This window comes from Microbacterium sp. (assembly GCF_035687345.1).
GTDB lineage: Bacteria > Actinomycetota > Actinomycetes > Actinomycetales > Microbacteriaceae > Microbacterium.
This window is the reverse complement of the sequence record NZ_DASRXZ010000134.1, coordinates 1-13,549: the sequence shown is the minus strand read 5'-3', so window position 1 is coordinate 13,549 and position 13,549 is coordinate 1. Positions and strand designations below refer to the sequence as shown.

10 protein-coding genes are annotated in these 13,549 nt (G+C 69.5%); 6 read left to right on the top strand and 4 right to left on the bottom strand.

What is annotated here, in order from left to right; all coding sequences use genetic code 11:
- Positions 1 to 68 precede the first annotated feature (68 nt).
- The gene (locus VFF97_RS15885) at positions 69 to 3,569 is read left to right on the top strand and encodes a DNA-directed RNA polymerase subunit beta (protein WP_325034477.1); all 3,501 of its coding nucleotides are present in this window, start codon (positions 69 to 71) and stop codon (positions 3,567 to 3,569) included.
- A gap of 65 nt (positions 3,570 to 3,634) precedes the next feature.
- On the top strand, positions 3,635 to 7,543 hold the full coding sequence (rpoC, locus tag VFF97_RS15880) for a DNA-directed RNA polymerase subunit beta' (RefSeq protein WP_325034476.1): 3,909 nt from the start codon (positions 3,635 to 3,637) through the stop codon (positions 7,541 to 7,543).
- Positions 7,544 to 7,629: 86 nt separating this feature from the next.
- Here rpoC and VFF97_RS15875 read toward each other — a convergent pair whose 3' ends face one another.
- From VFF97_RS15875 to VFF97_RS15865, 3 genes are read right to left on the bottom strand one after another with little or no spacing between them, the layout of a single operon-like run.
- The gene (locus VFF97_RS15875; protein WP_325034475.1) at positions 7,630 to 8,250 is read right to left on the bottom strand and encodes a DUF3618 domain-containing protein; all 621 of its coding nucleotides are present in this window, start codon (positions 8,248 to 8,250) and stop codon (positions 7,630 to 7,632) included.
- Positions 8,247 to 8,666: a phage holin family protein gene (locus tag VFF97_RS15870; protein WP_325034474.1), complete on the bottom strand. Its 420-nt coding sequence runs from the start codon at positions 8,664 to 8,666 to the stop codon at positions 8,247 to 8,249. Before VFF97_RS15870 ends, VFF97_RS15875 begins: the two co-directional genes overlap by 4 nt.
- The gene (locus tag VFF97_RS15865; protein ID WP_325034473.1) at positions 8,663 to 9,517 is read right to left on the bottom strand and encodes a hypothetical protein; all 855 of its coding nucleotides are present in this window, start codon (positions 9,515 to 9,517) and stop codon (positions 8,663 to 8,665) included. Before VFF97_RS15865 ends, VFF97_RS15870 begins: the two co-directional genes overlap by 4 nt.
- Before the next feature lie 228 nt (positions 9,518 to 9,745).
- Between VFF97_RS15865 and VFF97_RS15860 the strand changes: the two genes are divergently transcribed.
- On the top strand, positions 9,746 to 10,354 hold the full coding sequence (locus tag VFF97_RS15860; RefSeq protein WP_325034472.1) for a hypothetical protein: 609 nt from the start codon (positions 9,746 to 9,748) through the stop codon (positions 10,352 to 10,354).
- 6 nt (positions 10,355 to 10,360) lie between these two features.
- On the opposite strand, the gene VFF97_RS15855 is transcribed toward VFF97_RS15860, so the two are convergent.
- Positions 10,361 to 10,957: a hypothetical protein gene (locus tag VFF97_RS15855; protein ID WP_325034471.1), complete on the bottom strand. Its 597-nt coding sequence runs from the start codon at positions 10,955 to 10,957 to the stop codon at positions 10,361 to 10,363.
- Positions 10,958 to 11,135: 178 nt separating this feature from the next.
- On the opposite strand from VFF97_RS15855, the gene VFF97_RS15850 reads away from it, so the two are divergent.
- The 3 genes from VFF97_RS15850 to VFF97_RS15840 all read left to right on the top strand — a co-directional run bounded on the left by VFF97_RS15850 (position 11,136) and on the right by VFF97_RS15840 (position 13,377).
- Entirely contained in the window at positions 11,136 to 12,152 is a 1,017-nt protein-coding gene (locus VFF97_RS15850; protein ID WP_325034470.1) for an ABC transporter, read from the top strand.
- The gene (locus tag VFF97_RS15845) at positions 12,152 to 12,652 is read left to right on the top strand and encodes a hypothetical protein (protein ID WP_325034469.1); all 501 of its coding nucleotides are present in this window, start codon (positions 12,152 to 12,154) and stop codon (positions 12,650 to 12,652) included. Before VFF97_RS15850 ends, VFF97_RS15845 begins: the two co-directional genes overlap by 1 nt.
- Before the next feature lie 68 nt (positions 12,653 to 12,720).
- Complete coding sequence (locus VFF97_RS15840) at positions 12,721 to 13,377, top strand: spermidine/putrescine ABC transporter substrate-binding protein (RefSeq protein ID WP_325034468.1); 657 nt, start codon at positions 12,721 to 12,723, stop codon at positions 13,375 to 13,377.
- Positions 13,378 to 13,549: the final 172 nt, after the last annotated feature.

Sequence of the window (13,549 nt, the reverse complement as noted above, 5' to 3'; positions counted from 1 at the left end):
CGGGGACCGGAGCACTCCACTCACGACAAGGAAACGAGCCCTCGTCCGGGCCCACGGAGGTAATCCCCTTGGCTGCTGCGCGCAACGCATCCAACCCCACCACCACCACCCCCAAGAACGGCCGCGGAGCATCCCGCCTCTCGTTCGCCAAGATCTCCGACACGCTGACGGTCCCTGACCTGCTCGCCCTGCAGACCGAGTCCTTCGACTGGCTCGTCGGCAACGAGGCATGGAAGGCGCGCGTCGCCGAGGCCAAGGCCGCCGGTCGCACCGACGTGCCCGAGGTCTCCGGTCTCGAGGAGATCTTCGAGGAGATCTCGCCGATCGAAGACCTGAGCGAGACGATGCAGCTCTCGTTCACCAACCCCTACCTCGAGCCCGAGAAGTACTCCATCGAGGAGTGCAAGGAGCGTGGCAAGACCTACGCCGCGCCCCTGTACGTCGAGGCCGAGTTCATGAACCACCAGACCGGTGAGATCAAGACCCAGACGGTCTTCATGGGCGACTTCCCGCTCCAGACCGACAAGGGCACCTTCATCATCAACGGCACCGAGCGCGTCGTCGTCTCGCAGCTCGTGCGCTCGCCGGGCGTGTACTTCGACAAGACGCCAGACAAGACGTCCGACAAGGACATCGTCTCGGCGCGCATCATCCCGAGCCGCGGCGCGTGGCTCGAGTTCGAGGTCGACAAGCGCGACCAGGTCGGCGTCCGCATCGACCGCAAGCGCAAGCAGTCCGTGACCGTCTTCCTCAAGGCGCTGGGCCTTTCCAGCGAGCAGATCCTGGAGGAGTTCGCGGGCTTCGAGTCGATCGAGGAGACGCTCTCCAAGGACACGATCCTCACCAAGGAGGACGCGCTTCGCGACATCTACCGCAAGCTGCGTCCGGGCGAGCAGGTCGCCGCCGAGGCCGCGCGTGCGCTGCTGGACAATTTCTACTTCAACCCGAAGCGCTACGACCTCGCCAAGGTGGGTCGCTACAAGATCAACCAGAAGCTCGGCCTGAGCGCCGACCTGACGGAGTCGGTGCTGACGGTCGAGGACATCGTCGCGACCATCAAGTACCTCGTCCGCCTGCACCGCGGCGACGAGACCTTCGAGGGCTACCGCAACGGCAAGCTCACCGAGATCCGCCTCGACGTCGACGACATCGACAACTTCGGCAACCGCCGCATCCGCGCGGTCGGCGAGCTCATCCAGAACCAGGTCCGCACGGGTCTGTCGCGCATGGAGCGCGTCGTCCGCGAGCGCATGACCACGCAGGACATCGAGGCGATCACGCCGCAGACCCTGATCAACGTGCGCCCCGTCGTGGCCGCGATCAAGGAGTTCTTCGGCACGTCGCAGCTGTCGCAGTTCATGGACCAGAACAACCCGCTCGCGGGCCTGACCCACAAGCGCCGCCTGTCGGCGCTGGGTCCCGGCGGTCTGTCGCGTGAGCGCGCCGGCGTCGAGGTCCGCGACGTCCACCCGTCGCACTACGGCCGCATGTGCCCGATCGAGACGCCGGAAGGCCCGAACATCGGCCTCATCGGCTCGCTCGCGTCGTTCGCGCGAATCAACGCGTTCGGCTTCATCGAGACGCCGTACCGCAAGGTCGTGGGCGGCAAGGTCACCGACCAGATCGACTACCTCACCGCGTCGGAGGAGGACGACTACATCGTCGCCCAGGCCAACGCGCGCCTGAAGGCGGACGGTCACTTCGCCGACGACCGCGTGCTCGCCCGCAAGAAGGGCGGCGAGGTCGACCTGTTCCCGGCCGAGGAGATCGGCTACATGGACGTCTCGCCGCGCCAGATGGTGTCGGTGGCGACCTCGCTCATCCCGTTCCTCGAGCACGACGACGCGAACCGCGCGCTCATGGGCGCGAACATGCAGCGTCAGGCCGTGCCGCTCCTGCGCTCGGAGGCCCCGCTCGTGGGCACCGGCATGGAGGGCTACGCCGCCATCGACGCGGGTGACGTCGTCATCGCGGAGCGTCCGGGCGTCGTGGTCGAGGTCTCGGCCGACGTCGTGACGGTCCAGCTCGACGAGGGCGGCACGCAGGACTACTACCTGCGCAAGTTCGACCGCTCCAACCAGGGCACGTCGTACAACCAGCGCGTCGTCGTCTCGGCGGGCGACCGCGTCGAGGCCGGCGAGGTCATCGCCGACGGCCCGGCGACGGAGAACGGCGAGCTCGCGCTCGGCAAGAACCTCCTCGTCGCGTTCATGACGTGGGAGGGCCACAACTTCGAGGACGCGATCATCCTCAGCCAGAACCTCGTGAAGGACGACACCCTCTCCTCGATCCACATCGAGGAGTACGAGGTGGACGCCCGCGACACGAAGCTCGGCAAGGAGGAGATCACGCGCGACCTGCCGAACGTGAGCCCCGACCTGCTGAAGGACCTCGACGAGCGCGGCATCATCCGCATCGGCGCCGAGGTGCGCCCCGGCGACATCCTCGTCGGCAAGGTCACGCCGAAGGGCGAGACCGAGCTCTCGGCCGAGGAGCGCCTGCTCCGTGCGATCTTCAACGAGAAGAGCCGCGAGGTGCGCGACACGTCGCTGAAGGTCCCGCACGGTGAGGCCGGCACGATCATCGCGGTCAAGGAGTTCAACGCCGAGGAGGGCGACGACGAGCTCGGCTCGGGCGTCAACCGCCGCGTCGTGGTCTACATCGCCCAGAAGCGCAAGATCACCGAGGGCGACAAGCTCGCGGGCCGCCACGGCAACAAGGGCGTCATCGCGAAGATCCTCCCCGTCGAGGACATGCCGTTCCTCGCGGACGGCACGCCGGTCGACGTGATCCTGAACCCGCTGGGCATCCCGGGCCGCATGAACTTCGGCCAGGTGCTCGAGACCCACCTCGGGTGGATCGCGAAGCAGGGCTGGAAGATCGAGGGCGAGCCCGAGTGGGCCATGCGTCTGCCCGAGGCCGCCCGCGAGGCCGCCCCCGGCACGAAGGTCGCGACCCCGGTGTTCGACGGCGCGTCCGAGGACGAGATCGTCGGTCTGCTCGACTCGACGAACCCGACCCGCGACGGCGAGCGCCTCATCGACTCGTCCGGCAAGACGGTCCTGTTCGACGGTCGCTCGGGCGAACCGTTCCCGGCTCCGATCTCGGTCGGCTACATGTACATCCTGAAGCTGCACCACCTCGTGGACGACAAGATCCACGCGCGTTCGACCGGCCCGTACTCGATGATCACGCAGCAGCCGCTGGGTGGTAAGGCGCAGTTCGGCGGTCAGCGCTTCGGTGAGATGGAGGTGTGGGCCCTCGAGGCGTACGGCGCGGCATACGCGCTGCAGGAGCTCCTCACGATCAAGTCCGACGACATCCTCGGCCGCGTCAAGGTGTACGAGGCCATCGTCAAGGGCGAGAACATCCAGGAGCCCGGCATCCCCGAGTCGTTCAAGGTGCTCATGAAGGAGATGCAGTCGCTCTGCCTGAACGTCGAGGTCCTCTCGGCCGACGGTACGGCGGTCAACCTCCGCGACACCGACGACGACGCCTTCCGTGCGGCCGAAGAGCTCGGCATCAACATCTCCACCCGGTTCGAGTCCTCGTCGATCGACGAGATCTGAACCAGGCCAGGACCCTTCGACTAGCTCAGGGACCGAGTCCCAAGAATTCCGACACAGGAGAATCAGTGCTCGACGCAACAACTTTCGATGAGCTTCGCATCGGCCTGGCCACCGCCGACGACATCCGTCGCTGGTCGTATGGTGAGGTCAAGAAGCCCGAGACCATCAACTACCGCACGCTCAAGCCGGAGAAGGACGGCCTCTTCGGCGAGCAGATCTTCGGACCCTCCCGTGACTGGGAGTGTGCGTGCGGCAAGTACAAGCGCGTCCGCTTCAAGGGCATCGTGTGCGAGCGCTGCGGCGTGGAGGTCACCAAGTCCTCCGTCCGCCGCGAGCGCATGGGCCACATCGAGCTCGCCGCGCCCGTCACCCACATCTGGTACTTCAAGGGCGTCCCGTCGCGCCTCGGGTACCTGCTCGACATGGCGCCGAAGGACCTCGAGAAGGTCATCTACTTCGCCGCCTACATGGTGATCTCCGTCGACGAGGAGGCGCGCCACCGCGACCTCGCGACGCAGGAGAGCAACATCCGCCTCGAGATCAAGACGCTCGGCGACCGCCGTGACGCCAAGATCGCGAACCGCCTCCAGAAGCTGGAGGAGGAGCTCGCCGCGCTCGAGGAGGAGGGCGCCAAGGCCGATCAGAAGAAGAAGGCCAAGGACGCCGCCGAGAAGGACATGGCGCAGTACCGCAAGAGCGCGGACGAGCAGATCGCCAAGCTCGAGCGCGTGTGGGAGGACTTCCGCACGCTCGAGGTCGGCCAGCTCAAGGGCGAGGACGAGATCTTCCACGAGCTGCAGGACCGCTTCGGCCAGTACTTCGAGGCGTACATGGGCGCCGAGGCGATCAAGCGCCGCCTCGAGTCGTTCGACCTGCAGGGCGAGGCCGAGAGCCTGCACCAGCAGATCGCCGAGGGCAAGGGCCAGCGCAAGATCCGCGCGATCAAGCGCCTCAAGGTCGTCAACTCGTTCCTCGCGACGGGCATGAGCCCGGCCGCGATGGTCCTCGACGTCGTGCCGGTGATCCCGCCGGAGCTGCGTCCGATGGTCCAGCTCGACGGTGGCCGCTTCGCCACGAGCGACCTGAACGACCTGTACCGCCGCGTGATCAACCGCAACAACCGCCTCCGTCGCCTGATCGACCTCGGTGCGCCCGAGATCATCGTCAACAACGAGAAGCGGATGCTGCAGGAGGCGGTCGACGCGCTGTTCGACAACGGCCGCCGCGGGCGCCCCGTCACGGGCACCGGCAACCGCGCGCTCAAGTCGCTGTCCGACATGCTCAAGGGCAAGCAGGGCCGGTTCCGTCAGAACCTGCTCGGCAAGCGCGTGGACTACTCGGGCCGTTCGGTCATCGTCGTGGGTCCGCAGCTCAAGCTGCACCAGTGCGGTCTGCCGAAGCAGATGGCGCTCGAGCTGTTCAAGCCGTTCGTCATCAAGCGCCTGATCGACCTCGGTCACTCGCAGAACATCAAGGCGGCCAAGCGCGCCGTCGAGCGCACGCGCCCCGAGGTGTGGGACGTGCTCGAGGAGATCATCCGCGAGCGCCCCGTGCTCCTCAACCGTGCGCCCACGCTGCACCGCCTCGGCATCCAGGCCTTCGAGCCGCAGCTCGTCGAGGGCAAGGCCATCCAGTTGCACCCGCTCGTGTGCGCCGCGTTCAACGCGGACTTCGACGGTGACCAGATGGCCGTGCACCTGCCGCTGTCGGTCGAGGCGCAGGCCGAGGCCCGCATCCTGATGCTGGCGTCGAACAACATCCTCAAGCCGTCGGACGGTCGCCCCGTGACCCTGCCCTCGCAGGACATGATCATCGGTCTGCACCACCTGACGACGATCAAGGAGGGCGCTGTCGGCGAGGGCCGCGTGTTCGGCTCGGTCGCCGAGGCGATCCTGGCTCGCGACGAGGGCACCCTCGACCTGCAGGCCAAGGTCCGCATCCGCATCCCGGGTCTCACGTTCCTCGAGGGCGAGGCCCCCGAGGGTTACGGGGACGTCCTGGACGGTGACGGGACCGTCGTGAAGAAGGGGCACGGGCTCGTGGACGCGTCCCTCGGTCAGGCGATCTTCAACGACACGCTCCCCAAGGGCTACCCGTTCGTGCGCGAGCAGGCCGACAAGGGCAAGCTGTCGCAGATCGTGAACAAGCTCGCCGAGGAGTACCCGAAGGTGGAGGTCGCCGCGACGCTCGACCGCATCAAGGACGCCGGCTTCTACTGGGCCACGCGTTCGGGTGTGACGGTCGCGCTCAGCGACATCCTCACGCCGCCGAACAAGCAGGAGATCGTCGCGCAGTACGAGAAGCAGGCTGCGAAGGTCCAGGCTCAGTTCGAGAAGGGTCTCACGACCGACGCCGAGCGTCGTCAGGAGCTCATCAAGATCTGGACCGAGGCGACCGACGAGGTCCAGAAGGCGATGCGCGAGAACTTCCCGGCCGACAACACCATCAACCGCATGGTGTCGTCGGGTGCTCGAGGCAACTGGCTGCAGATCCGCAACATCGCGGGTATGCGCGGTCTCGTGAACAACCCGAAGGGTGAGATCATCCCGCGTCCGATCATCTCCTCGTACCGCGAGGGTCTGTCGGTGGCGGAGTACTTCATCGCGACGCACGGTGCCCGTAAGGGTCTGGCCGACACGGCCCTCCGTACGGCCGACTCGGGTTACCTCACGCGTCGTCTGGTCGACGTCTCGCAGGATGTCATCATTCGCGAGGACGACTGCGGCACGACCAAGGGCCTCGAGCTGCCGATCGCCGCTCCGTCGTTCGACGGCACGCTCGTGAAGGACCCGAACGTCGAGAACTCGGTGTTCGCGCGCACGCTCGCCGCCGACGTGGTCGACGCCCAGGGCACGGTGCTCGCGGAGGCCGGCCAGGACGTCGGCGACCAGCTCATCGACCGCCTCGTCGAGGCCGGCATCGAGACCATCAAGGTCCGTTCGGTGCTGACCTGCGACTCGGCTGTCGGCGTCTGCGCCCGCTGCTACGGCCGTTCGCTCGCGACCGGCAAGATGGTCGACATCGGCGAGGCCGTGGGCATCATCGCGGCCCAGTCGATCGGCGAGCCCGGCACGCAGCTGACGATGCGTACGTTCCACACCGGTGGTTCGGCGTCGGCGGACGACATCACGCAGGGTCTGCCGCGTGTGCAGGAGCTCTTCGAGGCCCGCACCCCGAAGGGTGCGTCCCCGATCGCCGAGGCCGACGGCCGCATCACGATCGAGGAGACGGACCGCTCGAAGAAGGTCATCCTGACGCCCGACAACGGCGACGAGCCGCACGTCTACCCGGTGCTCAAGCGCGCGACGCTGCTGGTCGAGGACGGCCAGCACGTCACGGTCGGCCAGCCGCTGCAGGTCGGCACGCTCGACCCCAAGGAGGTCATGCGCGTGCAGGGCGCCCGCGAGGTGCAGAAGTACCTCGTGAACGGCGTGCAGGGCGTGTACCGCTCGCAGGGCGTGCCGATCCACGACAAGCACATCGAGGTCATCGTGCGCCAGATGCTGCGCAAGGTCACGGTCGTCGACCACGGCGACACGAGCCTGCTTCCCGGTGAGCTGGTGGACTTCAAGCGCTACCAGCAGATCAACCGCGAGGCCGTGGCGGAGGGCAAGCGCCCCGCGTCGGGTCGTCCGGAGCTGATGGGCATCACGAAGGCGTCGCTCGCGACGGAGTCGTGGCTGTCGGCCGCGTCCTTCCAGGAGACCACCCGCGTCCTCACGCAGGCGGCCATGGAGGGCAAGAGCGACCCGCTCGTCGGCCTCAAGGAGAACGTCATCATCGGAAAGCTCATCCCCGCCGGCACGGGACTTGCGAAGTATCGCAACGTCATCGTGGAGGCGACGGAGGAGGCCAAGAGCGAGCGGTACCCCAACCGCATCTTCGCCTCGGACGGCGCGTTCAGCGACGCCGACCTGAGCTACGTCGACTTCGACAGCTTCTCGACGGACGACTTCTCGGGCAACTACAACTGACCCGCGAACGTCTGACAGAGGAAGGCCCCCGGCGCGATGCCGGGGGCCTTCCTCTTTTCCACGGCACGGATGCCGCGGCCGCGGCCTCAGAACCGCTGCTGGTTCTCGGCGTACCCACCGCCCTGGTCGTGCTCTCCGGCGGACGGGGCGACGTTCTCCTTGACCTGTTCGGTCGTGTCGCGCGCCTCCTCCTTGACATGCTCGGCGGCGTCGACGGCTTCGGATCTCACCTGCTCGAAGGCGTCGCGCGCAGGCTCCTTGAGCTCCGATGCGACCTGCTTCGCGGCATCCGTCGCCGAGTCGACGATCGGCTGTGCGGATTCGCGCAGCGAGCGGGCCATGCGGCGCTCCGCGTCGGACGGCGGAGCGAGCGACGCCGCGAGCCAGCCGAGGCCGAGCGCGACGAGGCCCACCGCGATGGGCGCCCCCTGCGCCGCGCCGGCGGCGCGCTTGGGCAGTTCGCGCACGCCCTCCGCCGCGCTTCCTGCGGCATCGGATGTCGCCTGGCCGACGTCCTCGGCCACGCCCATGACGCGGTGCTTGACGTCTTCGAACGCGCGCCGCATGCGCGACTTCTGGCGTTCGACGATCTTGCCCGGCATGACCTTGTCCGCCAAGGCGTCGACGTCGCGTCCGAGTTCTTCTCGGGTCACCTCGATGTCGGCGCGGAGCTGGTCGGGGTTGGTGGAAGTGCTGGGGGTGCTCATGATCTGTTCTCCTCGTTCCTCTTGAGCGCGTCCGGGATCTCTTTGACCGTCTCGACGGTGCGCGGGGCGCCGCGCACCGAGCGCAGCCGGCTCATGCCGACCGCGTACAGCACGGCGGCGATCGCCGCCCAGATGACGGCGACGATGACGGCCGCCCACCCGTCGTCGATCACTTCGGCCAGCGCCGCCCACAGCGCGAGCGACAGGAACAGGAGCGTCATCGCCGCTCCGTAGGCTGCCGCCGCCATGAGGCCGGAGCCGATTCCCGCGCGTTTCGCCGATTCGGCGAGCTCGGCCTTTGCGAGCTCGAGCTCCTGGCGCATCAGCACGGACATGTCGCGCGTGACCTCGCCGACGAGCTCTCCGAGCGACGTGTTCGCCGCCTTCTCCTGGGATGGCGTGGGCATGTCGGTCATCGTCGCGCCTCACCGCTCGGCGACCACGCGTCCTGAGTGGACTCGCCTTCGGTCATGAGTCCCTGCGGCTGCGCGCCCGCGTCGGTCATCGGCGCCACGTCGGTCTCGGCTGCGAGAGCATCGGCGATCGGCGTCTCGCCGTTCGAGTCCGTCGTGTCCGGCGTGGTCGCGCCGACGGCCACCGCGCCCGACGGCCCCGCGGACCAGCCCGCCTCGCTCGTGCCGACGCGACCGGCCGCCCCGGTCGAGCCTGCGCCGGCCGCGCCTCCGGCCGCGCCCGTCGCCATGGGATAGCCGGCCGATCCGCCGCCCCCGGCGCCCGTGGACCGCCGAGACGAGCCGTCCGTCGACCCGTTGCCGTTCGACATGAGCGCGCGCGTGAGCCGCCCGGCGACGACGCCCACGCCCACGGCGATGAGCAGGAACGCGCCGGTGTGGCGTCGCGCGAAGCCGCGCACCTCGTGGACGAGGTCGGCCGGCTCGCGCCGGTCCAGCCACGACGCCGCGTCGCGCGTCTTCTGTCCGACGGTGCGGACGATGCCCGTCGCGACGCCGTCCGCCTCGGCGGACTGCGCCATTCCGACGAGCTGGTCGCCTGTCGTGCGCAGCGAGCCCGCGGCGCGCCGCTGCTGGTGGGACGCCTGCTCGGTGAGCTGGTGCCGCGTCTCGTCGAAGAAGCCCCGCGCGGCCGAGGTGGCTTTGTGTGCGACGTTGCCGAGCTCGTCTCCCGCGACACCGGCGACGTGCTTCGCGCCCGCGTCGACCTCTCCGACGGCTTGGGCGGCCCGCTCCTTGAGCTCTTCCTTCCTGGAATCCGCTCCGGTCGATGAGCCCGCTTCGTATGCAGACATCTGGTCCTCCACTCTCTTCGGCGGATGGGGGTCCCGGGAGCAGGTCGGCTCCGTCGGCTCCGCCGTGGCCGACAACCGTCTCCCACGGGAGCCGATGGTGAAGAGGGGGTCGCTTCTGCGCGAGCCGCAAGGTATCCTGCGGCCCGGCCGGGCGAGCCCGGGCGACTCCTGCGCGCCGTGCCGCGGCATCCGTCATCGCGCCTTACCGTGGAGGTCTCGGAGGGATCCATGGCACGGACCGGCGGTCGGAATCTGTGGATCGCGGTGCCGGCTGGGTTGCTGTGTGCCGCGGTCGTCGTCGCGCTCGCCTACTTCGCGATGCCGATGGTCCCGGTGAGCGTCGCGTGGGCGGGCGAAGTGCTGCGGGCCGCGACGACGCCGAAGGACCCGGGCGAAGCGCCGCCGCCCATCGCGATGGCGGAGCGCCCCGACTGCCGCGATCTGTTTCCGGACGACCTGTGGATCGAGCTCGTGTGGTCTCGTGACGCGCTCCTCGCGCAGTCGATCGCCGTCCCCGACACGATGCCGCCGACGCTCGTCGAGGCGCTCACCCCGACGGTGCTCGTGACGTGCGTGTGGCGCGGTGACGACGGACGCCAGCTCGTCGCGTCGCTTGCGCGCGTTCCGGACGAGACGGCGCCCGTCGCCGAGGCGGCGCTGCGCGCCGAGGGGTTTCTGTGCCGCACCGTCGTGGGTGGCACCCTCATCTGCAGGCAGCCGTCGGGCGACGACCTCGTGCAGCAGGTGCTGCGCGACGGAGTGTGGTTGTCGATCGCCGAACGCGGGTGGCATCCGCCCGGGTTCGCCGACCGGCTGGCCGCGCACGTGTGGGAGTGATCCGCGTCAGCCCCAGAGCGCGGCGATGATCGAGTCGGTGTAGCCGGACGGGGCGAGGTTCGAGTACCGCGTGTCGATGAGGATGTCGTCTCGCCAGAACAGCGTGCGGCCGTCGGTCACGGGGTACTGCTCGTTCTGCCACGTCTTCTCGCAGCGCGTGCCGAGGTCGGGCGTGTAGCACGTGAAGTCCTCGTCGTCGGCGAGTTCGTTGAGCAGATCGAGCGCGGGTCCGCGCGACATGTACCGGATCGTCGTGACGAGACGCGTCGTGTCGGCACCGGGGTCGCCCCACACGCAGGTGAGGCTTCCGTCCGGCTGCGGTCCCGACGGCCCGAACGCCTCGTCGTTGAGCGGCACGCCCTCGAGCTGATCGAGCACAGAGGAGCTCAGGACGGCGCGGCAGTCGTCGGGGATCTCGGGGATCGCGTCCGCAGTCGAGGTGGGTGTCGGCTCGGGGGACCCGGTGGCCGACGGCGACGACGTCTCGCTTCCGTCGGCGGATGGGGTCGGTCCGGCCGCGTCGTCGGGCACGCAGCCGGCCAGCACGAGGGCGAGGAGGACGGATGCCGCGGCCACCGCCGCCGGGCCACGTCGATGCGACATGCGGTCACGATAGCCGCGGCATCGACCGGGGAACGCGCGCCGCCCGGGCGATCCGCGAACGGCGCGAGCAGTCGGCCGCGAAACGCCGCGTGTTCTCGGCACGCCTCCGTGGTCGCGCGGATGCGGGGCGCTACCCTCGCCCTGCGGGGAACCGCCCCGCGTGAGGAGTCGATCCCGCATGAGTGACCCCACGAACCGCCCCGGCGAGCCCGCCGAGGAGCCGCGTGACGTCGATGGCGTCGTCGGCAGCGCGAACGAGAGCCTGGCCGAGGCCGACGCCGCCGGACGCGACGCGGTGGGGGAGCCCACGCCCGCTGAGCCTTCGACGACGGACGCCGAGCCCGTGGTGGCCGAGCACGAGCCCGCCGTCGTGGAGCAGGAGCCGGTGGTGGTCGAGCAGGAGCCCGTGGTCGTCGAGCAGGAGCCGGTGACCGGGTCGGCCGCCGCGGATGCGGACGCCACGACTGCCTACGACACGACGACCGCCGATGCCGGAGACACCACGATGCACGATGCCCCCACCACCGCCTACGACGAGTACACGCGCTCGGCGGACTCTCCCGTCGTGACCTCGAGCGAGCCCGTCGAGACGACCGGTGCCGCCGCCGGTGCCGCGGCTGTGTCGCCGCAGCCGATCTTCGTGCAGGCGCCCGAGCCGCCGCGCGCGCGCGGAAACCGCGCCGCCGCCGGCGCGATCGGCCTGCTCGCCGCGCTCGCGTTCGCCGTGCTGTACCTCGCGGCGTGGCTCGGGTTCGGCGCCCTCGCGGGCGACGTGACGATCGAGAACGTGGGCGAGACCGCGCTCGAGGCGCTCGGCACGTGGGCGATGTGGGTGCCCGTCGTCGTGTTCTTCATCGCGTTCTGGCTGCTCGGGGCGATCATCAACCGCGGACGTTGGGGTGCCTGGGTCATCTGGGGCATCCTCGTGGGCTTCGCGGCCTACGGCGGGCACCTGCTCGGGCAGCTCTTCCAGGCGCCGTTCTGGATGCTGACGGCGACCGAAGGGGCCCAGCTCGTCGAGGGTCAGCTGCTCGCGCCGCTCGCGATCGCCGCCTTCGTCTTCGGCCGTGAGCTCACGATCTGGTTCGGCGCGTGGGCCGCCGCGCGCGGCAAGCGCGTGACGGAGCTCAACGACGCCGCGATGTACGAGTACGAGCGCACGCTGGAGGCGGGTCCGACGATCGTCCGTCAGTGATGGACGGCGAACAGGGCCCGCCGCAGCCTCCGCCGCAGGGCGGCCCCGTTCGCAAGCCGTACGCGCTCGCGTTCGCGACGGTCGCGTTCATCGCGCTCGAGATCGCGGGCCTCGGCATCGCGACGCTCATCCTCGATGAGGACGTGGTCGCGGCATCCGGTCTCGGCCCGTGGCCGGCCATCGCGAGCACCGGGCTCGCGACGATCGTCTTCGCCGCCGGGCTCGCCCTCGCCCTGCGCGCCGTTCCTCCGTCGTACTGGAGCGCCGCGTGGATCGCGCTCGCGACGGCGCTGGCCTACGTCGCGGGCGCGTGGTTCGGCTGCCTGTTCGCGGGCGCAGACCTCGCGGTCGCGGGGTCGGTCGCCGGGCGCATCGCCACGAGCTGGTTCGGCGTCGTCGTGCTCGCTGCCGCGGCGGTCTCGGCGTGGGGCGGCGTCGCCCTCACGCGCACCCGCGCGCACCGACCGCGCTGGCCGTGGGAGGACGACGAGGGCGAATGAGGGGAAACGCCGAGTGACCTCGGAATCTTCGTGCGCGCGATCCGGCGCGGTCGGGCTACCGTAGGAGGATGGAGCGGTCGCTCGAGACCCGCGTGAGCCAGGCTGTCGACGCCTGGCTCAAGTGGCTGCCGCGCTGGGAGCCCGCGACGCACCGCGGTCGCGTGGCGCCGTGTCGGCGCTGCTTCGGGTCTCCCGTGCTGTCGGCCGCCGGGCTCGGCACCGATGTGCCGCACGGCGTGCAGCACGGGCTCTCGACGCGCATCAAGACGATCGTCGATCAGGCGGTCGCCGAGTACACGGCACGCAACCTCCCGATGCTCCAGGCAGAGCTCGACCAGCAGGCCGCGCGCAACCGCGCCCGCAGCTACCGTCCCACGGAGGGTCTCGACCCCGAGTTCGAGGGGCTGCCGCTCGACCCCGACCCTGTTCCCGGGGCGCCGTTCCTCTTCACGATCGCGGGACTCGCCGAAGAGGCGGATGCCGACGTGCCGGCCCTGCCGCCGCTCAGCGAAGAGGCCAAGGCCGCCATGCGCCAGGAGGTCGGGCTCGCCGACGACTACGCGAACATGATCGGCCGCGAGGTGTGCGCGATCCTGCTGCATCACCGCCTGCGGATCCAAGCCGCGATCGCCCAGTACGTCGAGCCGCAGATCGAGGCGATGCTGCAGGAGCTGACCCAGTCGCTCGACGTGCCGTTCGACCCGCTCGACGGGTCGCAGGACTAGAACCCGACGAAGCCGCATCCGGACCGGGGGAGGGCTGTGGATAAAGGCGGCTCTCTCATGGGCCTTTGTTAGCATGACGGGGCCGAAGCGGATGCGCGAACGAGGGGCGTTGGGGACCCTCGGCTCCGTCCAGCAGGGAGGATCGTGGCGACCAGACTCCCCTCAGCGCCGC

Coding starts and splice junctions, on each gene's coding strand:
- VFF97_RS15875 (WP_325034475.1), bottom strand. CDS start 8,250: ATGAGCACCCCCAGCACTTCCACCAACCCCGACCAGCTCCGCGCCGAC.
- VFF97_RS15870 (WP_325034474.1), bottom strand. CDS start 8,666: ATGACCGACATGCCCACGCCATCCCAGGAGAAGGCGGCGAACACGTCG.
- VFF97_RS15865 (WP_325034473.1), bottom strand. CDS start 9,517: ATGTCTGCATACGAAGCGGGCTCATCGACCGGAGCGGATTCCAGGAAG.
- VFF97_RS15860 (WP_325034472.1), top strand. CDS start 9,746: ATGGCACGGACCGGCGGTCGGAATCTGTGGATCGCGGTGCCGGCTGGG.
- VFF97_RS15855 (WP_325034471.1), bottom strand. CDS start 10,957: ATGTCGCATCGACGTGGCCCGGCGGCGGTGGCCGCGGCATCCGTCCTC.
- VFF97_RS15850 (WP_325034470.1), top strand. CDS start 11,136: ATGAGTGACCCCACGAACCGCCCCGGCGAGCCCGCCGAGGAGCCGCGT.
- VFF97_RS15845 (WP_325034469.1), top strand. CDS start 12,152: ATGGACGGCGAACAGGGCCCGCCGCAGCCTCCGCCGCAGGGCGGCCCC.
- VFF97_RS15840 (WP_325034468.1), top strand. CDS start 12,721: ATGGAGCGGTCGCTCGAGACCCGCGTGAGCCAGGCTGTCGACGCCTGG.